General features: G+C 31.2%; 22 protein-coding genes and 1 riboswitch. Of the genes, 8 read left to right on the forward strand and 14 right to left on the reverse strand.

Annotation, left to right across the window (positions count from 1 at the left end; translation table 11 throughout):
* Positions 1 to 57 precede the first annotated feature (57 nt).
* On the reverse strand, positions 58 to 669 hold the full coding sequence (locus tag B5X81_RS06335) for a hypothetical protein (protein ID WP_079490291.1): 612 nt from the start codon (positions 667 to 669) through the stop codon (positions 58 to 60).
* 127 nt (positions 670 to 796) lie between these two features.
* Positions 797 to 961 (reverse strand): nucleotidyltransferase domain-containing protein, encoded by a 165-nt coding sequence (locus tag B5X81_RS26975; RefSeq protein WP_170917304.1) that lies wholly within the window; start codon positions 959 to 961, stop codon positions 797 to 799.
* Between the two features lie 155 nt (positions 962 to 1116).
* On the opposite strand from B5X81_RS26975, the gene B5X81_RS27725 reads away from it, so the two are divergent.
* Positions 1117 to 1287, forward strand: coding sequence for a hypothetical protein (locus B5X81_RS27725; protein ID WP_208985002.1), 171 nt, complete (start codon positions 1117 to 1119; stop codon positions 1285 to 1287).
* A gap of 295 nt (positions 1288 to 1582) precedes the next feature.
* Here B5X81_RS27725 and B5X81_RS06340 read toward each other — a convergent pair whose 3' ends face one another.
* On the reverse strand, positions 1583 to 2053 hold the full coding sequence (locus tag B5X81_RS06340) for a GNAT family N-acetyltransferase (protein ID WP_079490293.1): 471 nt from the start codon (positions 2051 to 2053) through the stop codon (positions 1583 to 1585).
* A gap of 611 nt (positions 2054 to 2664) precedes the next feature.
* Between B5X81_RS06340 and B5X81_RS28360 the strand changes: the two genes are divergently transcribed.
* Positions 2665 to 2790, forward strand: coding sequence for a hypothetical protein (locus B5X81_RS28360; protein WP_280175249.1), 126 nt, complete (start codon positions 2665 to 2667; stop codon positions 2788 to 2790).
* A gap of 92 nt (positions 2791 to 2882) precedes the next feature.
* On the opposite strand, the gene guaA is transcribed toward B5X81_RS28360, so the two are convergent.
* The gene (guaA, locus tag B5X81_RS06345) at positions 2883 to 4418 is read right to left on the reverse strand and encodes a glutamine-hydrolyzing GMP synthase (RefSeq protein ID WP_079490294.1); all 1536 of its coding nucleotides are present in this window, start codon (positions 4416 to 4418) and stop codon (positions 2883 to 2885) included.
* A gap of 34 nt (positions 4419 to 4452) precedes the next feature.
* A complete protein-coding gene (gene guaB, locus B5X81_RS06350) occupies positions 4453 to 5913 on the reverse strand; it encodes an IMP dehydrogenase (protein ID WP_079490296.1) in 1461 nt (486 codons plus the stop codon).
* Positions 5914 to 6158: 245 nt separating this feature from the next.
* A riboswitch (purine riboswitch) is annotated at positions 6159 to 6260 on the reverse strand.
* A 328-nt stretch (positions 6261 to 6588) separates the two neighbouring features.
* On the opposite strand from guaB, the gene B5X81_RS06355 reads away from it, so the two are divergent.
* Positions 6589 to 7680, forward strand: a complete 1092-nt coding sequence (locus B5X81_RS06355; RefSeq protein ID WP_079490297.1) for a glycerol dehydrogenase — start codon at positions 6589 to 6591, stop codon at positions 7678 to 7680.
* 33 nt (positions 7681 to 7713) lie between these two features.
* Here B5X81_RS06355 and B5X81_RS06360 read toward each other — a convergent pair whose 3' ends face one another.
* The 8 genes from B5X81_RS06360 to B5X81_RS27300 form a co-directional block, all read right to left on the reverse strand.
* The gene (locus B5X81_RS06360; protein ID WP_170917305.1) at positions 7714 to 8643 is read right to left on the reverse strand and encodes a 1-phosphofructokinase family hexose kinase; all 930 of its coding nucleotides are present in this window, start codon (positions 8641 to 8643) and stop codon (positions 7714 to 7716) included.
* A 38-nt stretch (positions 8644 to 8681) separates the two neighbouring features.
* Positions 8682 to 9542, reverse strand: coding sequence for a class II fructose-1,6-bisphosphate aldolase (fba, locus tag B5X81_RS06365; RefSeq protein WP_079490300.1), 861 nt, complete (start codon positions 9540 to 9542; stop codon positions 8682 to 8684).
* 19 nt (positions 9543 to 9561) lie between these two features.
* Positions 9562 to 10602, reverse strand: a complete 1041-nt coding sequence (locus tag B5X81_RS06370) for a galactitol-1-phosphate 5-dehydrogenase (protein WP_244282019.1) — start codon at positions 10600 to 10602, stop codon at positions 9562 to 9564.
* A 235-nt stretch (positions 10603 to 10837) separates the two neighbouring features.
* The gene (locus B5X81_RS06375; protein WP_079490302.1) at positions 10838 to 12190 is read right to left on the reverse strand and encodes a PTS galactitol transporter subunit IIC; all 1353 of its coding nucleotides are present in this window, start codon (positions 12188 to 12190) and stop codon (positions 10838 to 10840) included.
* A gap of 309 nt (positions 12191 to 12499) precedes the next feature.
* On the reverse strand, positions 12500 to 12778 hold the full coding sequence (gatB, locus tag B5X81_RS06380; RefSeq protein ID WP_079490303.1) for a PTS galactitol transporter subunit IIB: 279 nt from the start codon (positions 12776 to 12778) through the stop codon (positions 12500 to 12502).
* A 140-nt stretch (positions 12779 to 12918) separates the two neighbouring features.
* Positions 12919 to 13395, reverse strand: a complete 477-nt coding sequence (locus tag B5X81_RS06385) for a PTS sugar transporter subunit IIA (RefSeq protein WP_079490305.1) — start codon at positions 13393 to 13395, stop codon at positions 12919 to 12921.
* The gene (locus B5X81_RS06390) at positions 13379 to 16303 is read right to left on the reverse strand and encodes a sigma 54-interacting transcriptional regulator (RefSeq protein WP_170917306.1); all 2925 of its coding nucleotides are present in this window, start codon (positions 16301 to 16303) and stop codon (positions 13379 to 13381) included. Before B5X81_RS06390 ends, B5X81_RS06385 begins: the two co-directional genes overlap by 17 nt.
* A gap of 474 nt (positions 16304 to 16777) precedes the next feature.
* Positions 16778 to 16936 carry a hypothetical protein gene (locus B5X81_RS27300; protein ID WP_170917307.1) on the reverse strand — a complete coding sequence of 53 codons (159 nt, stop codon included), beginning with the start codon at positions 16934 to 16936 and terminating at the stop codon, positions 16778 to 16780.
* A 260-nt stretch (positions 16937 to 17196) separates the two neighbouring features.
* Between B5X81_RS27300 and B5X81_RS06395 the strand changes: the two genes are divergently transcribed.
* The 5 genes from B5X81_RS06395 (at position 17197) to B5X81_RS06415 (ending at position 19298) form a co-directional block, all read left to right on the forward strand.
* Positions 17197 to 17412, forward strand: coding sequence for a hypothetical protein (locus B5X81_RS06395; RefSeq protein WP_079490308.1), 216 nt, complete (start codon positions 17197 to 17199; stop codon positions 17410 to 17412).
* 124 nt (positions 17413 to 17536) lie between these two features.
* The gene (locus tag B5X81_RS06400; RefSeq protein WP_079490309.1) at positions 17537 to 17815 is read left to right on the forward strand and encodes a spore coat protein; all 279 of its coding nucleotides are present in this window, start codon (positions 17537 to 17539) and stop codon (positions 17813 to 17815) included.
* A 185-nt stretch (positions 17816 to 18000) separates the two neighbouring features.
* Positions 18001 to 18552: an O-acetyl-ADP-ribose deacetylase gene (locus tag B5X81_RS06405; protein WP_244282020.1), complete on the forward strand. Its 552-nt coding sequence runs from the start codon at positions 18001 to 18003 to the stop codon at positions 18550 to 18552.
* Positions 18553 to 18770: 218 nt separating this feature from the next.
* On the forward strand, positions 18771 to 18977 hold the full coding sequence (locus B5X81_RS06410; RefSeq protein ID WP_079490312.1) for a hypothetical protein: 207 nt from the start codon (positions 18771 to 18773) through the stop codon (positions 18975 to 18977).
* Between the two features lie 18 nt (positions 18978 to 18995).
* Positions 18996 to 19298: a spore coat protein gene (locus B5X81_RS06415; protein WP_244282021.1), complete on the forward strand. Its 303-nt coding sequence runs from the start codon at positions 18996 to 18998 to the stop codon at positions 19296 to 19298.
* A 52-nt stretch (positions 19299 to 19350) separates the two neighbouring features.
* On the opposite strand, the gene lysA is transcribed toward B5X81_RS06415, so the two are convergent.
* On the reverse strand, positions 19351 to 20649 hold the full coding sequence (gene lysA / locus B5X81_RS06420) for a diaminopimelate decarboxylase (protein WP_079490314.1): 1299 nt from the start codon (positions 20647 to 20649) through the stop codon (positions 19351 to 19353).
* Positions 20650 to 20759 lie beyond the last annotated feature (110 nt).

Consider the following 20759-nt stretch of genomic DNA (forward strand, 5'->3'; position numbering starts at 1 on the left):
TTTCCTTCATTAAATTGTTTAATTTTAAAGATCATATTTCAAAAATAGAAGCCATTGCTAATTTTCTTTAAGTTTCAATAAATAATGAGTATATCCCTTTAAATCGTCTTCTGTTTCTCCAAAGGATATAGTTTCCATGGCGACAAAAATATTATCTTTTGTTATATAAAACATAGGATTTGACAAAACCCCATCTTCTACATACATAGTATAATGCTTGATTTCATTGACACCTAATTCTTTTTTAATGTCATCATAGTCAAATATAGAACTCAAACCCTCAAAATTCTCAAGATTTTCTCTGGCTAAATCATCATAATATTTATCACCGTAGTCCTTTATGGTGATAAATTCAAAACCTTCTGATGGATTTTCTCCAAACGTTCCTGAAGTTTCATAGAAATAACCCTCTTCTATTGAAAACTCTACACCTGTGAAAGTTTCTGTTAGTGCTTTTAAGTCATTTTGATATTGTTCTTCACTTATTGCAGAAGATTTGGGCATATATACTACTTCATCAAATGTGTATTCTCCATAAAAATCAGCTATATTTAGAGATGTATTATCTATAGATTTATTAGAATTTGATACCAGGACAATAGCAACCACTATTAAGAAAATAATCGAAACTAGCGCCACCCAAAATTTAGGTTTCTTATAATTAATCACGTTTTTAATCCTCCTTTTACCTTCCCTTCGCCGAAAACAAGGGGGCTAACATTTAATATATGTCTTCCAGCAGCTAATGATAATGAAAAATTAGCGTAGTATTTTTTTATGTTTTCATTCATTTCTTTCAGTACTTTTTCGTATCAATATATAAATCTATGTCACTGCCATAAATAGCTTCATCCTTTACAGATGAACCAACTAATATTGCCTTATCTACTGGGTAACTCTTTAATATTGGAATCATTTTTTCTTTTATTGTTTTAATTGAAATAACGCTAGAAGTCATCATAATCAACATCCTTAATTTATTTAATTATAGATTTATTATATCATTAGACAAATAACATTTGTAATTATAGCTTCAATAATATTTTAGGATAAACTTCAAATATTAATATTCTTTACTACAATAAATCACGCGATAGAAATTCCCGTCCTAATAAAATGAATGAAGTATTAAATTCAATTTATGCCGAATATGTGCCAATGACAATATGCCTTGACAAAGGGATTGTAATCAAGGCATTTAGCGGCGAAAATATGGTGACAAACATTAAAAATTATTTTGATTCTAAAGAAGGGTCACTGTTTCTAAAAAAGCTCAATCCTTATTAAATCATAGTCAATATCTCTAGCTCTTATTTTTTTGCCAAAACTATAATGATTGGTAAATATAATTTTATAGTTTTGGTAAGTCTATAATCAAAGTTAATATCAATTTTGTTTTATATTATTTAATTTAATAGTTATTGTCAGATTGGAATTAAACTTTACTAAAAGCACAAAGTTATTTACAGACTCGCATTTAAGCAAGCTTGCCATAATTGCATTTGTGATAAACTCAAATATTTTAAACTAAAAATTATTTAGCTAGTATTAATATTAATGATGTGACTTTGATTTCAATCTCTTAATTATTTATTGATATTCTAAAAACTTGGGTTTCCTGTCCTTTTCCATCATGTGTTTTATATACATACTCCCATCCTAATTTTTTATAATATTCAGAAGTATGCTCGGTTCTTAAATATAGTGTTTCAAATCCTAATCCTTTTACCACTTCCCGAACTCTATTGATTAACTTTTCCGCTATTCCTTGACTTCTATAGTTTGGTCTTACATATAGTGAGGCTAACCACGGTGTTAAATTATCTTGGGTTTTTAAATCATTTTCAAAAATAGAGATTGTTCCCACACACTCACTGTCTATAACTGCTACAAGTGTTATGGGAAAAGATTTTACATTGGTCTTTTTAAAATACTCAGTAATCAGGTCCAACTTTTTTAAACTCTTTTCTGATTCTATAACAAACTCATTATGAATCCAATTTGCTACTGTTTCTACATATTCAGGGTAGTTACATAAATAATCTATATACATTTTTATCACTCCACTAATAAAGTCATTGTCTTTTACTCATTTGTTTCATCATCCATAACACTTATTGTATATTTATCTAATGATGCGACATAAGCTTTCTTCTTTAAACATATTCGAATAAGTTTTTAAGACTCGTTTTAAAAACTTATTCCTATCTTCTAGAAGTTTTATATTATGTATTTACAAAATATAAGTAAAGTGCCTAGTATAGTTAGATTGATTTTTTAGATAAGAGACTAATGAAGAGATTTGTGTAAGAATCCCACTAAGAGAAAAAATTGCTTAGGTTCGAACTGTTTGACCATAGTGAGTTTTCAAACCTATTTTTTATCGTGTGGTGATTATTACCAAATCTTGAACCTGACGGAACGTTCTAAAAAATCAATCTAACTTCCCAAATAACAAAATATTTCTTAAGACACATCAATATACTAATGTGACATCTTTCACATTGCTTTTACATCTAGCTTTTTCAATACATATACTGCTCACATGTAATTATACCATTATTTGTAATGAATTCATTCAATTCTTTGCTTTTATAAATTTCTTTTATATGATAATTAATCGTATGAGATTCTCCTTCAAAACATTTTCTCATTTTGCATTTGATGGGACTTGATCATCTCTTAGAAGAATGGTATGAAAAGAAAAAAGCTCTTGAGAGCGGTAAAATATCTCAAGAAGAATATTATGAGTGGAAAATGAATTGGCCTAAAAATATAGATAGACGTTAAAAGTTTTTTACTCTTATAAGATACTTAATATCAAAAGACATTAAAAAGCCTCTATAATCCTTAATATTAAAGGATTACAGAGGTTTTGTTTATTATTCCCACTCAATAGTTGAAGGAGGTTTACTAGTTATGTCATATACTATCCTATTTACATTGTCTACTTCATTTACTATCCTATTTGATATCTTTTCTAGTATATCGTAGGGTATTCTAGCCCAGTCAGAGGTCATACCATCTGTAGAAGTAACAGCCCTTATACCTACTGTGTGGGAATAGGTTCTTTCATCTCCCATAACTCCCACCGACTTCATATTTGGCAGGGCAGTAAAGTACTGCCATATTTCTCTTTCCAAGCCAGCTTTCTTGATTTCTTCTCTTAAAATGGCATCTGATTCTCTTACTATTTGAAGCTTCTCTTCCGTAATTTCACCTAAAACTCGAATGGCAAGGCCTGGTCCCGGGAAAGGCTGTCTCCATACAACTTCCCTTGGCATGTCCATTTCTTCTCCAACTCTTCTAACTTCATCCTTGAACAATTGCCTTAAAGGCTCTATTAAATCAAAATCCATATCTTCAGGAAGTCCACCAACATTATGATGACTTTTGATTACCGCAGCTTCATCGGTGCCGCTTTCTATAACATCAGGATAAATTGTACCCTGTAGTAAATAATCTATTTCTCCTAATTTTTTAGCTTCTTCTTCAAATACCCTTATGAACTCTTTTCCAATTATTTTCCTCTTTGTCTCTGGATCCGTTACTCCATTTAATTTTGTTAAAAATCTTTCTCCAGCATTTATTCTTATAAGATTCATATTGAATTTTTCGCCAAAGACTTCTTCTACCTGATCTCCTTCATTTTTTCTTAAAAGACCATGGTCAACAAAAATACAGGTTAGATTATCTCCTATGGCTTTATGGACTAAAACTGCAGCCACAGAAGAATCTACTCCTCCTGATAGTGCACATAAAACCTTTTTATCTCCAACCCTTTCCTTTATTTCCTTTACAGTTTTTTGGACAAAATTATGCATAGTCCAATTTCCACTACATCCACATATTTCATATAAGAAATTTTTAATAAATTCTTTGCCAAAGGGAGTATGATTAACTTCTGGATGAAACTGAACAGCATATAGCTTCTTGTCTGTATTCTCCATTGCTGCAACGGGACAGCTTTCTGTTGTAGCTGTTATTTCAAACCCCTCTGGAGCCTTTTCAATAAAATCAGTATGGCTCATCCAGCAAACGGATTTATCCTTAATATTTTTAAATATATCCTTATTTGGTACTATATTTAATTTAACTTTACCATATTCCCTTGAAGATGCTTTATTTACCTTTCCATCAAAAAGCTTTGCCATAAGCTGTCCCCCATAGCAAATTCCAAGTACAGGTATTCTTAGCTGAAATATTTCCTTTGAAATAGTGGGAGCATTTTCAGCATATACACTTGCAGGTCCACCCGTAAATATTATACCCTTAGGTTTCTTTTCATTTATTCCTTCTAAGGCCTTTTTATAGGGAACAATTTCACAATAAACATTGGCTTCTCTAACTCTTCTTGCTATTAATTGATTATATTGTCCACCGAAGTCAACAATTAATATAAGTTCCTTAGCTTCCATAGTAAACCTCCTTTTCTTTATTAGCCATTATAAATTAATCTCTTAAGCTGTAATTTGGTGACTCCTTTGTGATGTGGATATCATGGGGATGACTTTCCTTAAGTCCTGCACCGGTTATTCTTATGAATTTTCCATTTTCTTTTAAATCCTTTATTGTAGGAGTTCCACAATATCCCATACCAGCTTTAAGTCCTCCTAATAATTGGTAAATACTTTCTCTAAGGGGTCCTCTATAGGGAACTCTACCTTCTACACCCTCTGGTACAAATTTCTTTGTATGCTCTTGGAAATATCTATCTTTACTTCCTGCAGCCATAGCTCCAAGGGATCCCATCCCTCTATAAACCTTAAAGCTTCTTCCTTTATATATAACTGTTTCACCAGGGCTTTCCTTTGTTCCTGCAAATAACGAACCAACCATTACTACATCAGCTCCTGCAGCTATTGCCTTAGGAATATCTCCTGAATATTTAATACCACCATCTGCTATTATTGGAATACCATATTTCTTTGCAGCCTTTGCACAATCGTATACCGCAGTTATTTGTGGAACACCTATTCCTGCCACAACTCTAGTTGTACATATGGACCCAGGCCCAATTCCTACTTTAACTGCATCGGCTCCAGCTTTGATTAAATCCTCTGTTGCCTCGGCAGTGGCAACATTTCCAGCTATAACCTGAAGCTCTGGATACTCTGACTTAACTTTTTTTACAGCATCCAAAACTCCTTGGGAATGTCCATGGGCAGTATCTAAAACAACAACATCTACTCCAGCCTTTACCAGCGCCTTAACCCTTTCCATCATATCCTCGGTTATTCCTATTGCAGCCCCTGCTAAAAGTCTCTTACTTTCATCGGTGGATCTATTAGGATATTTAATGGCCTTTTCAATATCCTTTATTGTTATAAGTCCTTTTAAATATCCTTTTTCATCAACTATTGGAAGCTTCTCTATCTTTCTTTTGGTCAATATCTTTTGAGCTTCGTCTAAAGTTGTTCCTTCCTTAGCAGTTACTAAATTTTCCTTAGTCATTACTTCATCTATTTTTTTATCAAAGTCATTTTCAAATCTTATATCTCTATTTGTTAAAATACCAACTAATTTCTTATTTTTATCTGTTATTGGAACACCAGAAATATGATATCTCTCCATTAGCTCCAATGCATCTGCTATCAAATGTTCCCTAGATAAATAAAAGGGATCAACTATTACTCCATGTTCACTTCTTTTTACCTTATCCACTTCCATTGCCTGTCTTTCAATCGACATGTTTTTATGAATTATCCCTATTCCACCTTCTCTGGAAATTGCAATGGCAAGCCTTGCTTCGGTAACAGTGTCCATTCCTGCACTCATAATAGGAATATTAAGCTTTATTTTTTTAGTAAGTCTTGTTTTCACATCTACTTCCTTAGGAAGAACATTTGATTTTTGTGGTATAAGTAATACATCATCAAATGTTAAACCTTCTTTAATTAATTTTCCCTCCATAAATTCACACCCTTCACTTTTTTCATATTATTTGTAAATTACCGAAATATAAAACCTATAGAAAAATAAATTTTACTTTTTTATGTTTCAATATATTGGAAAACATAAAAAAGTCTACATAATAACTTCATAAGAGTGAAATTATTACCTAGACTAATTACATACTAAATTTAAAGCCTTACCAATAAATTTTACTATACAAACAAGTACATTTGAAGTATATTATTGCTAAAGAAAATAGTATGTCCTATAATAATTCCACCCATAGTCGGACAATTTAAGGTTGACCGGTAGAGACTTCCAGACCATATTTCTGGATTTATATGAGTGCTATAAATCTGTTTATTATTTTCTATATAAAGTATCAAATTTATTTGTAATTGTCAATATAGTAAAAAATTATTGTAATATTTAGTGAACTAAGCAAATTGCATAATTACCTTTTCAAAAAACTAACTATTATATATTGTTTTAAAATCTCTTAAGCTATACCATATATATTATGCAATTTCCTCAACTGTCAAAAGTCTTAATCTGGGTTAATATATATTTTACTATATTTTTTTATAATGGACCACTGATAATTGTCTTCCTCTTCTTTTAAATTTGGTTAAATTAATAACAAATAGGGTAATTTAGAAATAGATTACTAATATTAAAAAGGAGGAATTTAAAATGGGAAAAATTATTAGCTCCCCAGGAAAATATATACAAGGAAGTGGTGAACTCAAAAACCTTTATAATCATACTATAAACCTAGGTACCACTTTCATGGTTTTAGCTACTGAAGGTGGTATGAAAAGAACAAAGCATATTGTTGAAAAAAGCTTTGAAGGTAAAGATAAAAAATTAGTTTTTGAAATATTTAACAAAGAATGCTCCAAAGAAGAAATTAATAGATTAATTGAGATTTCTAAGAAGAATAATTGTGATGCTGTAATCGGCATAGGTGGAGGAAAGCTGTTAGATACTGCAAAAGCAGTTTCATATTACGAAAAAATTCCAGTAATTATTATACCTACTATTGCTTCCACTGATGCTCCATGTAGTGCATTATCTGTTCTATATACGCCAGAAGGTGTTTTTGACGAGTATCTGGTACTTCCTGAAAATCCTAATCTAGTACTAATGGATACAGATATAATTGCTAAAGCTCCTGTAAGATTATTTGTATCTGGTATGGGAGATGCCTTAGCAACTTATTTTGAAGCAAGGGCTTGTAATATTTCTAACGCGAAAAACATGGCAGGCCTTCTTCCTGCAAAATCAGCCTATGCTTTAGCACAACTTTGCTATAAAACACTTTTAGAAGATGGTCTAAAGGCAAAATTGGCAGTAGAAAATAAAGTAGTGACACCTGCCGTTGAAAATATTATAGAAGCCAATACCTATTTAAGTGGTATAGGATTTGAAAGCGGCGGACTTGCTGGGGCACATGCAATACATAATGGATTTACAGTCCTTAGTGAATGCCACCATCTATATCATGGAGAAAAAGTGGCTTTTGGAACTCTAGTACAATTGGCCATGGAAAATGCTCCAATTGAAGAAATAGAAGAATTTATTCTTTTCTGCATTAATATTGGTCTTCCAGTAACTCTAGAGGAAATGGGAATTAAGGAAATAAAGTCTGAAGAAATAATGGAGGTTGCAAAAGCCTCCTGTGCAGAAGGAGAAACCATTTACAATATGCCCTTTGAAGTAACTCCTCAAAGTGTCTATGCAGCCATTATGACAGCAGATGCATTAGGTAGACAATATATATAATAAAGTAAGGGCTAGGAAATTCCTAGCTCTTTACTATATTTTAATTATATTTATCCTTTCTAAAAAACTATTTACTTCTTCTATTTTAATAATCCCAGCTCCATAATTTAAAACATTGGATGTTGCAGCAGCAGTTGAAAGCCTTATCACTTCTTTAATATCCATATTTCTACTTAGTCCAATGGCAAAGCCCGCAACCAATGCATCCCCACATCCTACAGGATTTACAGGGGTTATTTGTGGTGGAATTACTTTATATAAATCCCCATTATACCCTACTATTGAACCATCCTCTCCCATAGAGACTACAAATAATTTTATTCCCTTTTTCATATATTTGTCAGCAGCATTAATAATATCATTTTCACATTTCAATGATATACCGAGTACATTTTCTAATTCTTTCCTATTGGGCTTTGCCATAAAGGGAATAGCCCTTAGTCCTTTTTCCAGACTTTCTTTACTACTGTCAAGAATAGTCACAGCTTTATTTTCCTTAGCTATATTGATTAGATTTTCATATATCCCTTTAGGTACTCCATTAGGCAAGCTTCCAGACAAAGCCACTACATTAGCCCTTTTAGAAAGATATTTATATCTTTCTAAAAATCTATCCAGTTCATCTTCATAAATATAGGGGCCAGCTTCTAATATTTCTGTACTAGTATTATTTTTGCTATCTAATACATTTATACAGGTTCTGGTTTCTTCTTTAACAAACTCAAAATCACTTTTAATTCCCTGATCCTTTAGTCCTTCTAAAACAGTTTTTCCATTATTCCCTCCAATAAAGCCAGTTAATCTAACATCCTCCCCCAAAGCCTTTGCCACTCTAACCACATTAACACCTTTACCACCTGGCAAAGCCTTATATTCTTCAGTTCTAAAGACATTTCCAATACTATAATCAGGTACTGTGTAGGTTTTGTCTACTGCCATATTTAAAGTAACAGCAAGTATCAATACCCTCACCTCCATTTCTTTCTATAAAGCTTTGCCTATTATATAAATACCTTATTGGCGGAACCAGCTAAATCAATTTTTTGTCTGATAACATCCTTCATCATTTTTATACCAGGCTTTAAAAATTTCCTAGGATCATTTTCATTGCTACTGTCCTTAAAAAATTCCTTTATGCCATTAGAAAATGGAATTTTTAGTTCAGTTGCAATATTAATTTTATTTATACCAAATTCTATACATTTCTTTATGCTTTCATCGGGAACTCCTGAAGCACCATGTAAAACCAATGGAATATCCACCATACTTCTTATCTTTTTAAGTCTTTCAAAATCCAATTTCGGATCCCCCTTATAAACTCCATGGGCCGTTCCTATTGCTATTGCTAAAGAATCTACCTTTGTTTTATCTACAAAATCCACAGCAGCCTCAGGATCAGTATATACTGCACTTTTTTCATCCACAATTAAATCATCTTCTGTTCCCCCAATTACACCCAACTCTGCTTCAACAGGTACTCCCACTGCATGGGCTGCTTCAACAACTTTTTTTACCATATTTATATTTTCTTTTAAATCCAATTTTGATGAATCTACCATGATAGATGTAAATCCTGCCCTAAGGCACTGAATTATCATATCAAAATCTTCACAGTGATCAAGATGCATAACAATAGGTATATTATACTCATCAGAAGCTGTTTTAGCCATGTTTGCAAGGTAATTTACCCCTGCAAATTTAATTGTTCCAGGTGTTGCCTGAAGAATTACAGGAGATTTTTTTTCTTCAGCCACACTAACCGCTGCCTTTAAGGTTTCTAAATTATGTATATTAAAGCCGCATATGGCGTATTTATTTTTTTGAGCATCTATTAAGTATTTCTTTGATGTAGCCAATGCCATTTCGATTCCTCCTTATTTTTTAAATATTGAGCATAATTTTTATGGAATTCTCATTTTTATCTACCATTGTTTCAAATGCCTTCATTCCATCCTTTAGACCATATGAATGGGTTATTAAGGGTTTCAAATTTATTTTTCCTTCTTTTATAAGATTAATGGCTAAATTCCATTCATGGCCAGGATAAGGTCCACTATATGACATCCATGATCCTGTAATCAATAATTCACCCCTTAATATTTTTTCAAATGTGGATCCATCAAGCTCAACCTTGCCATGGGCTGTACCTATATATACTATTTCCCCTAGCTTATCCACTACATCAATACATTGTCTTTGTGTAACAGGAGTTCCAGCAGTTTCAAAGGCAAATAGAGGTTTACCATTTTTCTTTATATGATCTATTAAATTTACTTCTCTAGGATCTATAGCTTCATCTGCCCCCAATTTCTTTGCTATATCTAATTTTTCCTTTACTATATCCACTATATAAACCTTTCCTGCCCCCAATGCCTTTAAGCACTGAAGTGTCAAAAGTCCTATTGTTCCTGCACCAAATACTATACAAGTCTCGCCAGCTCTAAGGTTTATCCTTTCTATGCCATGTAATGCAACGGTAACAGGCTCCACCATAGCAGCCAGATCATAATCCATATAATCTGGAATTTTTATTACATTTTCTGCCTTTACAGCCACATACTCTGCCATGGTACCATTTTGCCTTGAACCCAGAAAACCATAGTTTTCACACATAGCAGGCTTTGCGATTTTACAATAATGACACTGTCCACATGGTAAAAGGGGAGCAGCTATAACTTTATTTCCTATCTTAAGATTTTCTACCTCTGAGCCTATATTAACAATTTCTCCTGAAAATTCATGACCAAGTACAATTGGATAATATCTGGCTCCATCACCCATTGCCCTGGGTATATCGGACCCACATATTCCACATGCCCTTACCCTTATTAGAACTTCATCTTCACCATACTTAGGTATTTCTATTCCTTCATATCTTAAATCCCCTTTTCCATGGACTAATAATGCTTTCATTTTACCCATAATAATCCTCCTTTTAATACACAATAAAGCAATTTCCCCATATAAATGAAACCAAACACAAAAGCTGTAGAACTTTGCTTTTAAATATAACTTAGGGAGTTTTAATATTTCGTTTGAGTGATTTTAATAAACTTGTTTTTTCCTTTTGGGTTTATATAAAAAAACAGGTTTATTACATGAACGAAAAGGAAATATTAAAACTCCCGATATATAAACTAGCACAAAGAGTTAATTATTATATTGTTTTACTACCTTCCTGCTGCTTTAATTTTTTGAAATATAATACAGTGAACACAACACAGAATATATAAATACTTCCTATCACTAATAAACCACTAATATTTTCTAATTTGAATAACTGAGTTAATATATAAGTTATTGGAGAACCACCCTGGTCCAATGAAGCCACTTTTGTCACACCATCGGCTAGTTTTGCACCGGATTGTTCAGCTAATATAGTATGTAGTCCTATTGTTTGTGTTGAAATCCATATTGTCATAAACATAATTGCAAATCCAGATATAAGGGTTCTAAATAAATTCCCCTTGTGAATACCAACAGCCATAGCCACGAAAAATCCTATTGTAGCTAAATCACCAAAGGGCAACACCTTATTTCCAGGTACAATCACAGCTATTATAATTGTAAGTGGTACAAATAATAAACTTGCAGATACAACTTCAGGCTCCCCTAAAAGTACAGCTGGGTCTAATCCAATATAAAATTTCTTTCCATTAAATTTCTTAGAAAGTAATTCTCTTGCAGCTTCAGATACAGGAATAAGTCCTTCCATAATACATTTAACAACCTTTGGCATTAAAATCATAACAGCAGCCATTTGCATACCTAATTGTAAAGTTATTTTAAACTCATATCCTGCTAAAAATCCTATTATTATTCCCAGTATCAAACCAATAATCATTGGCTCACCTAATACTCCAAATCTTTCGCTTATTTTCTCAGAGTTAAAATTAATTTTTTTAACTCCCGGAATTCTATTAAGGAGCCATTCTATTGGTACAGCAATTGGCCCACAATATGCTGAAGTCCCATGGGGAACAGCTATTCCTTCCAGTCCAAAGTATTTTTCTGTAATAGGAGCAAACCAATCCCCTAGCTTATAAGCAAAGGCTGCATGAATAATAACACCCACTATTCCTATTGCAAAGCTTCCTGTAGCTATATGTAGTATTGCACCTGTAAAGGCCATATGCCATATATTCCAAATATCTACATTTACAACCCTTGTCAACCCTAAAACCAGCATAATAATATTTACTGCTACTGCAATAGGTATAGCTATAGTAGCAATGGGAGTGGCCCAAGTCATCGGAGATGAGCCTGGCCATCCAACATCTACTACACTAAGCTGAACACCAAATCTTTGAGCCATAGCTTGAGCTGCTGGTCCAAGATTATCTAGCATCAATCCTATTACAAGACCAATTCCTATGAAGCCAATACCTATCATTACTCCTGATCTAAAAGCTCTACCAGGTTTTTGTCCCAGTAAAATTGCAAATAAAAATATAACTATAGGAAGCATAACTGATGGTCCTAAATCCAAAATATATTTTATAAACTCCATGAAAAATCCTCCTATCACAACTTAATATTTGTCTTTATTCATATACATCAAAGAATTTGTATAATTCTAGTTCGGCAAAATTGCATAATATATAGTATTTCTGCAAAGATTTCAATACCACAGTAATGGCTGATTTTTTGATAACATAATTATGCAATTTGCTCACATCAATTCATATAAAATAATTCAATTTTTTATTTGAGGAAATTGCATAACTAGTTATTGTAAGAATTCCAATATTTCACCCTATATATTATGCAATTATCCCAAAATCAAATTATAAAATTAATTTTCTTATTTTTTATATCTTTATTTTAAATAGCTTAATATGGTTTCCTCTGTTTTTTCAACATTTATTCCTGAAACAAACGACATTCCACTTACAAGGGGTATACCATAATCCTTTTTAACCCTTGATGTTGTTACTATTAAGTCAACATTGTCACATTTAGATGCAATTTCTGATACCCTGCATTGAATAATTTCTACAGGTATATTCTCCTTTTTACACAATTCTGCTATTTTGTCTGCTGCCACTGTGGAAGTTGCAACTGCTCCACCACATGCCACAATTATTCTCTTTTTCATTTTATATTTTTCCTCCCCTCAAATTTAATTTTTATTTTTTTTATAAAAATGATATACTATTACTACATCAATTTTATATAAAACAATTTAATTTTTTATTTGTCTTTCCTTGTATAGAGATTTAAGGAAAGATTTTTTTTCTATACTTTCAATTCCTGCTTCAAAAGATTTATTATATCCTTTGACTCCTTCATCTCTTTGATTTTTTGTAATACCTCTATTTTTTGAAACATAGCCATAAGTCTTTTTAGGAAAAATAATTGAGTCTTAGGTTCTTTAACTACTAATATAAATACTATTTCAGCATTTGTATTTCCATCTTCGGCCATAAGCTCAAATTTTATAGGTTTTTCAAGGGTTACCATTGCTATAGTAGTTTTATTTACATGGACAGCATCGGTATGGGGAATGGCAATTCCAAGCTCACCTACCTGAATACCGGTAGGGTGCTCTTTTTCCCTGTTTATTAGAGCTTCTTTAAATGTTTCTTTCACATAGCCCTTTTCCTTAAGCAAATCTCCCATTTTCCCCAATAATTCTTCCCAATTATTTACATTTACATTTGGCCTAATTATGCCTGGATCAAATTCAATTGCTATTTCATTTTCTTCTTGCATATTTTAAAACCTCCTTTATTACATCTTCGCCATTATTCAACTTTTTTATTTTTTGATTAAGGTCTGTTCCTTTAATTAATTTGTATATTTTAAGAAAATTATTCTTATGCTTAGGAGTTAAAGCCAACATAAGGACAATATTTACTTTACCATCATCCCAGAGCAAAGGTTTTTTTAGTATGCCCACCCCAATAATTGGCCTGATTATAGAATTTTCCCTGGTTGTATGGGGAATAGCCACATTATCGCCTATATATGAGCTTGCATCCTCTTCCCTTTCCATGACATCATTGTAAAATTCCTTTTTAACATATCCTTCATGTACTAAAGTATCTACCATATTTGCTATTAATTCCTCTTTAGACCTACATGAATCAAAAAATTTAATTGCTTTACTATCAAATAAATCCTTTATAGATACTCCCCCATTGTTTTTCATAATTGAATTATTGCTGAGCTTAACTGCATTAAGTAAAAAATCTAATTTTTCTCCATCTAATATTTTTTCAAAGGGAATAAATATTAGATTTTTATATTCAGGATCTACTGTTCCAACTATTAATAATATTTCATAATCCTTTTCTATCTCTAAAATTTTTTCTAGAAAATCACCATCTAATAATCCAACAGGTATAATATCTATACCACAACTTAAATCCCCAAGCTTCTTTTTAATTACTTCCTTAATCTTAAGGGCTGTACCTTTTCCTGTGATACAAGTTGTAATAATCGCTTTACTCTTTGGCTTGCTTCTAAAGTCCCATTTCCTTATTTTGCTGTTGGATACCATTCTATCTAACTCTAAAATAGAATCATAAACCCCTTCTAGTGTATTTGAAGATATGGATGCTTTTCTAATTGCCTCTATAACCATTAAAGTATCTACTCTAGGTATTGCCTTTACCTTTACCCCAAGCTCCTCTGAAATAATTTCTTCAAAGGATACAAGGGAACCCATATCTACTAAAAGTAAAACTCCCTTTCCTTCATGGACCTTTGTTATAGTATCCTTTACTTTTTCCAATATTTCTCTAGGTTTAACACTAAGTTCCATACTTATAGCTATGCCGTCATTGATTCCAAGGAGGGCTTGTGCCACCTTTAGCATTGAATCAGCCACCTGCCCATGGGTTACAACTACTACCTTTACTCTTCTTTCTTTATAATTCCTATTTTTTTTAATATAGTGAATTAAATATAATGCTATAAACCCTGCCTCATCTTCAGGAACAGTAATATCTAATTTTTCATTTAATATATTTGCCAGCCTCAGTGCAATTTCAAATTCCTTTTTATTGTTTCTTTTTATATTATCAAGCTGGGGATTTATTATGATATTTCCAGCCATTAAGCGCTCTACAGCAGAATTTATATGTAGAGACAATATATTAAAAAGTGATTGCTTTAATTTTTCATCTATATTAATTTCCTTTAATACATACTCAACAGCCTGGGTTATATCTATGCCTAAAAAGTTTTTTAGATCCTTTTTAGATATATATCCATATTTTTTTTCAATACTATTTGTATAATTTTCTACAATTGTATTTAACTCCTTAACTAAATTCTTCTTCTCCTTTAATCCTTCTTCAGTTTTTTTGATTTCATCAATTCTCTTTTTCATTAAATATCCAATATCATGTTTAATTAGCTGTTTCTCAATATCTTTATTATTGGGAACAATCGTAATATCATTGAGTCCCAATAAATTATGCTCATCCCTTTTATTGGATATATCCAACACCTGATTTTTTATATGGTTTGGAAGTTCTTTTATTGTGATCTTTATAATATCTTCCTTTTCAGATAAAAGCTTTAAAAAAGCCTTAGCACATATCACCTGTACATCTGATTTTAATTGGCCTATATTTCCTGTACATTTGTAAAACAATAAAATTTCTAATATTTTCTCAGATAATTTAATACTACAATTTAGCTTAGCTGCTTCAATGGAAAAAAACTTATATATAAGCTGCAATCTTTCTTTCATTGGCCTATCCTTAAGAGGAGGAATTTCAATTAAAACTGGAATCCTTCTTCTAAATGTAATCAATAAATTAGACTCTAAATTTTCTGTTGTAGCACCAATTATCATAATATTTACTTTTCTAATACGACTGGTTTCCCCCAGTCTGGAAAATTCTCCTTTATCTATTATCCTGAATAGAATTTCCTGCCCTTTGGGGGGAAGCCTATGAATTTCATCTAAAAATAATATACCTTCATTTGCTTTTTCAACTAAACCTTGCCTATCTTTATCAGCACCAGTGAAACTACCCTTTGAATAACCAAACAATTGAGAAACTATGAGTTGAGGATTATCACTATAATCAGCACAATTTAATGTAATTAAAGGCATATTTCTGTTTTTTCTAATTGTTTTAGCATAATTATATATCTCCTCAACCAATTGACTTTTGCCTACTCCCGTTTCCCCAAATAAAAGAGTATGTAATCCATTTGGAGGGTATAATACCGAAGCCTTAGCTAATTTAATAACTTGTCTAAGACTCCCTAAGGCACCTATAACATTGGAAAAATCATCAATTTTATTAGCAGCATCATTAGTATCAACAAATTCAAATTCTTCCCTTTTTAAATATTCTCTTTTTTTATTATCTATATATTCCTTATATTTTCTTACTCCAAAGGTTGAAATCTTAAATCCCAGTTTATTTAATTCGCTAGTTATTTTTCTTAAAGATATTTGGGGATCTGAGATAATTATATTGTCTATATTTTCTATTAAGTAACTTTCTCTTCTTTCTAAATAATTAGGAATATTATTTTCCTGCCTTAATAGATTAATCTTTTCTCTATTTGTATCTAAGATTTTAGCCAATTCATCATCTTTCATAGGATTTCTTTTGTCTTCTCTCTGGATAATAGATAATAAATCACTAATCAACTTAATCCCTCCATTATTCACCTGAGAAACTTGCATAATTAACATTATTAATTTCAAAATACAATATGTAGATAACTAACCTGACTTTCTCCACTCCATTTTGTATTTTAAAATTCTTTACATGTATTATGCAATTTCCTCAACTATTAATATTAGCAAAACTTATGCCAAGATAAATATATTCGTTGAACTTTTAAAAAGACTGGTATCACTAATGTTGGAAATATTTTTTAACAAACTATATCACATTTTATACTATCTCTTGTTTTTTAACAAATTTACTAGAGGTATTTCTTGTGATATTTTCTGTGATATCTATTGTATAATATAACACTCCATTATCTCTTTGTATATATAGTGAAATAAATCCGTCTTAAGTTTTAATATTGTATCTATAGATAAGTAAATTAAAAGGTGAATTTATACATAAAAATTAGGCCGTCTCACATTTTATTGTGAGACGGCCTGTGAAAATTACTCTATTTCATCTTCTGGATTTCCTATTGTGCCTGGATCTTCTCCAAAGGATACATGGGTATCCTTCATATTTGTTAGATTGTTATCACTTGCAGTATTATTCCTCTTATCTCTTTTGTCTTTAAACATATTAAAAAAATTATCTAAAAAACTCAAGTTAACACCTCCTTATAATTTTTCTAAAGAATATCCATTACTGTAAATTATGTTTATCTTCTTCATAATTTACAAGAAATATAAATTAATTTATTTCAAATAATATAATTAAGAAAATCTCATAACTACGATTTGGCAAAATTGCATAATATATATGGTATATCTCTGAAAATTTTTAAGCTATATATAATATATGGTTCTTACAGAAGGTAATTATACAATTTGCTCAATTAAATACTATTTCTAAAGGAGGATTAAAAATGTACCCTAATCCTAAATTTGACGAATCTAATTTAAAAGTCCTTGAAAACCAAATGTCCTATGAAGCTATGATGAACAAAAAATATAATTTGTATGCATCATATTTTAATGATGCTCAGTTAAAAATTCTCTGCCAAAACTCTGCTGAAAAGCATAAGGAAAATTACAATAATTTACTTAATTATATAGAGTCCAACCATAAATCTACATTTTAATTTTTTTAAACTATATTAAAAGTAGCTTTTGCAAAAGAAGACAATTATGCAATTTCCTCAGTTATATATAGTATTTCACATTTTTTCATATTAATTCAAAAATGTTCCATGGAGGTTGAAAAAAATGTCTTACAGTCTAGATTTTAGCGAGAAAGAATTACTCAGTGACTTACTTATGTCAGAAGAACAGATTACTCACTCATATACTTCATCTATCATGGAGTCAACTTGTCCAGATTTAAGAAATGCATTAAGCATATGCTTAACAAATACTCAAAATTGTCAGTTTGAAATTTTAGATTTAATGAATCAAAGAGGTTGGTATAAAATTAAAGAGGCAGATTCAGTTGATATAGAAAATATTAGAAATAAATTTTCCATATTATACAACGAACTATCATAAACTAACTCATTGTGCAAGTTCTTATATAGGGGTTTTAATATTTATTTTTAGTTTATTAAAATCACTTAAATGAAATATTTAAAACCCCTGATAATCTTTTTAGCCAAAACCATTAACCATAATCCATAAGCTAAAAATATGATATCATAATATTATAAATATGCTTTTAAATGGAGGTAAGACATATGGAGTTTATTTATGGAGCTACTACTATAAAGTTAGTTCAAGGAGATATTACAAAGCAAAATACCACAGCCATAGTCAATTCAGCAAACTCAACATTATTAGGAGGCGGCGGAGTCGATGGCGCCATTCATAGGGCAGGAGGACCTAAAATACTAGAAGAATGTAAGGTCATAAGAGCTAGGTATGGTGGCTGCGATGTTGGTGAAGCTGTAATTACCACAGGAGGAAATTTACCATCGAATTATGTAATACATACAGTAGGTCCAATATGGAAGGATGGCAAGCATAAAGAGCCTGAGCTTTTGACAAACGCCTATAGAAACAGCTTAAAGCTTGCCCATAAAAATAACATAGATACCATTTCTTTTCCTTCCATTAGTACCGGAGTATATGGATATCCAATTGAAAAGGCCTCAATCATAGCCCTAAACACTGTTAAAAAATTTATAGATGAAACAGACTTTAAAGAAATAAGGTTTATATTATTTTCAAAAAAAGATTTTGATATATATTTAAAATCAGTAAAAGAAATCTTCAAAAGCCATATTTAAGCCCAGATTATTCATGGAAAGTTTGAAAGAGTGCAGCAGAGTTTTAAATTTTTTATGAATAATCTGGTTTAAAACCCATGAGAAATTTCTCATGGGTTTTTTATTTCTATTTTTTACCATATACAATTTCATAAATATTTGTATATAAGAATCCTTTAAATCACAAAATAAAATTGAGTAATACAAAATAACTCTTAGTGTAAGAAAGGAGAATCTTTGTGGCAAATTTAAATCAAGTTGACCTTACTAATGTATCTCAACAAGAATTGCAAAATTTAAGACATATTATTGATGAGCATCAAACTATGGCTAGTAAGCTAAATGAATACTCAAATAGGTGTCAAGATAGCCAGCTAAAGCAGATGTTTAAACAAGCTGCTCAATCTGCTCAAACCACTGTACAGCAATTAACAAACAAATTATAGAAAATGGAGGTAAAGTTTATGAATATGCAAGAAAGAGATATGGTAAGTGACGTTCTTTCTGGTACAAAATCCAGTATGGTTACCTACACCAATGCAATTGGAGAATGTAGCAATAAGAGTTTAAAAAATGCCTTAACACAGCTTAGAACTGAAGCTGAACAATTTCAAGACCAATTAGGACAGATAGCAATACAAAAAGGTTACTACCCATCTGCTCAAAATGCTACTCAACAAGACAAACAACAGCTTAAATCAGCTCTTTCTAAAAATATATCTGGTGGAAATATGACCGGTGGAAATATGAATAATAAAATGAGCTAATAATTTAAATGTTTAAGGACTCCATTACTTTATGGAGTCCTTGTTTTGTTTATTATCTTAAATGCCAGGGAATACTATTTTTAGCTATTAAATCTTCATATGTTTCCCTTTCAACTATCACCTCGGCATTTCCTTCATTTAAAAGTACTACGGCTGGTCTTAAAGCCTTATTGTAATTACTGGCCATAGAATAATTATAAGCTCCAGTGCTGAGAACTGCCAAAAAATCTCCAGGCTGGATTTTAGGAACATTTAAATCCCATATAAGTATATCTCCCGTTTCACAACATTTTCCAGCTATTGTAACAGTATTATCAGCAGGCTCATTTACCTTATTAGCAACAACAGCTTCGTATTTTGAGTCATAAAGAGCTGGACGCGGATTATCAGGCATTCCACCATCAATTGATACATAAGTTCTAATTCCTGGTATTTCCTTGATAGCACCTATAGTATATAAAGTAATTCCCGCATCTCCTATGATCCATCTTCCAGGCTCTATTATAATAGTAGGTATTTCCAAATTGAATTCTTTACACTTTTCAAATACCTTCTCCATTATTGCATCGGTAAAATAACTTAGAGGCTTTGGATCATCTCCCTTTGCATAATAAATACCATATCCACCACCAGTATTTAATTCCCTTGTAATAAAACCAAACCTATCCTTGGCTTCCTTTATTAGATTCATAATTTTCTCAGCTGCAATTATATAGGATTTATTATCAAATATTTGAGAGCCTACATGAAAATGAAAGCCCAAAAGGTTAATATTTTCATATTCTATACCTGCCTTTATGGCTTTAAATATTATATCTTCCACAATAGGAATACCAAATTTTGAATCCTTTTGTCCTGTTATAATATATTTATGGGTCTCGCTTTCTACTCCAGGAGTAACTCTAAACAATACATTGGTCTTCTTATTATATTTTTCACTAATACTATTGATTAGTTCAAGCTCATATAAGTTATCTACAACTATCCTCCCGATATCCTTAGATATGGCAAGCTGTAACTCATCCTCACTTTTGTTATTACCATGAAAAAATATTTTCTCTATTGGAAAATCTGCCTTTATTGCAGTAAATAATTCTCCACCTGAAACCACATCTAAATACAGCCCTTCTCTTTCAATAATCTTGCACATAGCAAGATTTAGAAAGGCTTTACTAGCATATGCAGCCTTAACATTCTCATATTTTAGTAAAAAACTTTCTCTTATCTCTTTACATTTTTCCTTGATAATATCTTCAGATACAACATATAAAGGAGTACCATATTCTCTAGCAAGCATCACAGTATCTAAACCACTAAACATATAATTACTATTATTAATTTTATTTTCCATAATAATCACCCATTCTTTTTAGTAAATTCAATTTTATTTTTAGCAATTTTTATGCCAAATATAATTGCAGGAAGAATAGGGGATTTATAAATTCACAATTTAATTATTTT

It is taken from the genome of Maledivibacter halophilus, from assembly GCF_900167445.1.
GTDB classification, from domain to species: domain Bacteria; phylum Bacillota; class Clostridia; order Peptostreptococcales; family Caminicellaceae; genus Maledivibacter; species Maledivibacter halophilus.

What these genes read in the sequence shown, in the direction of transcription:
- B5X81_RS06385 (WP_079490305.1), bottom strand. Translation starts at nt 13,395, where the DNA reads ATGCAAGAAGAAAATGAAATAGCAATTGAATTTGATCCAGGCATAATT.
- lysA (WP_079490314.1), bottom strand. Translation starts at nt 20,649, where the DNA reads ATGGAAAATAAAATTAATAATAGTAATTATATGTTTAGTGGTTTAGAT.
- guaB (WP_079490296.1), bottom strand. Translation starts at nt 5,913, where the DNA reads ATGGAGGGAAAATTAATTAAAGAAGGTTTAACATTTGATGATGTATTA.
- B5X81_RS06405 (WP_244282020.1), top strand. Translation starts at nt 18,001, where the DNA reads ATGGAGTTTATTTATGGAGCTACTACTATAAAGTTAGTTCAAGGAGAT.
- gatB (WP_079490303.1), bottom strand. Translation starts at nt 12,778, where the DNA reads ATGAAAAAGAGAATAATTGTGGCATGTGGTGGAGCAGTTGCAACTTCC.
- B5X81_RS28360 (WP_280175249.1), top strand. Translation starts at nt 2,665, where the DNA reads ATGGGACTTGATCATCTCTTAGAAGAATGGTATGAAAAGAAAAAAGCT.
- B5X81_RS06395 (WP_079490308.1), top strand. Translation starts at nt 17,197, where the DNA reads ATGTACCCTAATCCTAAATTTGACGAATCTAATTTAAAAGTCCTTGAA.
- B5X81_RS06370 (WP_244282019.1), bottom strand. Translation starts at nt 10,602, where the DNA reads ATGGGTAAAATGAAAGCATTATTAGTCCATGGAAAAGGGGATTTAAGA.
- B5X81_RS06375 (WP_079490302.1), bottom strand. Translation starts at nt 12,190, where the DNA reads ATGGAGTTTATAAAATATATTTTGGATTTAGGACCATCAGTTATGCTT.
- fba (WP_079490300.1), bottom strand. Translation starts at nt 9,542, where the DNA reads ATGGCATTGGCTACATCAAAGAAATACTTAATAGATGCTCAAAAAAAT.
- B5X81_RS06400 (WP_079490309.1), top strand. Translation starts at nt 17,537, where the DNA reads ATGTCTTACAGTCTAGATTTTAGCGAGAAAGAATTACTCAGTGACTTA.
- B5X81_RS06355 (WP_079490297.1), top strand. Translation starts at nt 6,589, where the DNA reads ATGGGAAAAATTATTAGCTCCCCAGGAAAATATATACAAGGAAGTGGT.
- guaA (WP_079490294.1), bottom strand. Translation starts at nt 4,418, where the DNA reads ATGGAAGCTAAGGAACTTATATTAATTGTTGACTTCGGTGGACAATAT.
- B5X81_RS27725 (WP_208985002.1), top strand. Translation starts at nt 1,117, where the DNA reads ATGAATGAAGTATTAAATTCAATTTATGCCGAATATGTGCCAATGACA.
- B5X81_RS06340 (WP_079490293.1), bottom strand. Translation starts at nt 2,053, where the DNA reads ATGTATATAGATTATTTATGTAACTACCCTGAATATGTAGAAACAGTA.
- B5X81_RS26975 (WP_170917304.1), bottom strand. Translation starts at nt 961, where the DNA reads ATGATGACTTCTAGCGTTATTTCAATTAAAACAATAAAAGAAAAAATG.
- B5X81_RS06415 (WP_244282021.1), top strand. Translation starts at nt 18,996, where the DNA reads ATGAATATGCAAGAAAGAGATATGGTAAGTGACGTTCTTTCTGGTACA.